2 protein-coding genes are annotated in these 1,585 nt (G+C 67.1%); both read left to right on the plus strand.

Going from position 1 to position 1,585, the window contains the following annotated elements; all coding sequences use genetic code 11:
* Positions 1-116: 116 nt before the first annotated feature.
* Positions 117-1,127, plus strand: a complete 1,011-nt coding sequence (locus BLW05_RS35210) for a lactonase family protein (RefSeq protein WP_093169577.1) — start codon at positions 117-119, stop codon at positions 1,125-1,127.
* Between the two features lie 12 nt (positions 1,128-1,139).
* Positions 1,140-1,585: UxaA family hydrolase (locus BLW05_RS35215; RefSeq protein WP_177142965.1), on the plus strand; the 446-nt coding region annotated here is incomplete at its 3' end.

Genomic DNA, 1,585 nt, shown 5'->3' on the forward strand with positions numbered 1-1,585 from the left:
AAGACCGCGTGGCCCTACTACCTGGCGATCTTCATCGCGATCACGCTGGTGACCTACGTGCCCTCGTTCTCGACCTGGCTGCCGTCGATCATCAACGGTCATCCGGTGTTCTGACGATGTTCTGCGTCTACGTGTCCAACGCCGAGAGCGGCGACATCAGCGTCCTGCATCTCGACCCCCACCAGCGGACGCTCGTGCCGGTGCAGACCGTGCCGGTCGGCGGGGAAGTGATGCCGCTCGCATTGAGCCCCGACCGCCGGCGGCTCTACGCCGCACGGCGCTCGGAGCCGCGCGAGGCGCTGAGCTTTGCGATCGACCCGAAGAGCGGCCGGCTCGCGCCCCTGGGTGCGGCGGCGCTGCCGCACAGCATGGCGTACATCGCGACCGATCGCGCCGGTCGCTACCTGTTCAGCGCTTCGTATGGCGGCAACCTGATCGCGGTCAATTCGATCGACGCCAACGGGGCCGTTCAGTCCACCCTACAGGTGATGCCGACCGGCCCCAACGCGCACGCGATCCAGTCCGACCCGTCGAACCGCTTCGTCTTCGCGAGCACGCTGGGTGCGGGTGTCGTCGTTCAGCTTCGCTTCGATTCGGCCAGCGGACAGGTGACGCCCAACACACCGCCCACGTTGCAGCCGCACGCTTCGGCAAGTCCGCGGCACTTCGTGTTCAGCGCCGATGCGCGCTTCGTCTACCTGCTCAACGAGCTGGACGGCGCCATCGACGTCCTCGCTTTCGATTCAACCACCGGCACCCTGCAGCCGATGCAGACGATCAGTTCGCTGCCGCCGGGCTTCAGCGGCGACCCGTGGGCGTCCGACCTGCATCTCACGCCGGACGGCCGCTTCCTCTACAGCAGCGAACGGCGCTCCGACACCATCGCGGCCTTCCGGGTCGACTCCGCGAACGGCACGCTGACACTCGTCGGCCACGTACCGACCGAAACGCAGCCACGCGGTTTCAACATCACGCCAGACGGCCGCTTCCTGATCGCAGCGGGGCAACGCTCGCATCGGCTGCGGCTATACGAAATCGACGGGGCGACAGGCTCTCTGCAGACGCTCGGAGAATGCCCTGCGGGCCAAGGGCCCAACTGGGTTGAGAGCATCATGCTCGAGCGCTGAGCAAGAACGTCCATGCCATCCACTTCCGACCGCCCTCCCCTGTACATCACCATGCACGAGCGCGACAACGTCGCGATCGTGGCCAACGACGGCGGCCTGCCCGCGGGCACCGTCTTCCCCTCGGGCCTGACCCTGCGCGAGAAGGTCCCCCAGGCCCACAAGGTCGCCCTGGTCGACATCCCCGAAGGCGGCGAAGTGCGCCGCTACAACGTCACCATCGGCTACGCGCTCAAGCACATCCCCGCCGGCAGCTGGGTGCACGAGCGCCTCTTGAAGATGCCCGCCGCGCGCGAGCTCGAAGGCCTGCCGATCTCCACCGTCAAGCCACCGGAGATGCCGCCTCTGGAAGGCTTCACCTTCGAAGGCTTTCGCAACCCGGACGGCTCGGTGGGCACCCGCAACATCCTCGCGATCACCCAGACGGTTCAATGCGTGGCCGGGGTGACCGACTTCGCCGT

Origin of the sequence: Variovorax sp. YR216 (assembly GCF_900107745.1) — a bacterium.
Lineage (GTDB): Bacteria > Pseudomonadota > Gammaproteobacteria > Burkholderiales > Burkholderiaceae_C > Variovorax.

Coding starts and splice junctions, on each gene's coding strand:
- BLW05_RS35210 (WP_093169577.1), top strand. CDS start 117: ATGTTCTGCGTCTACGTGTCCAACGCCGAGAGCGGCGACATCAGCGTC.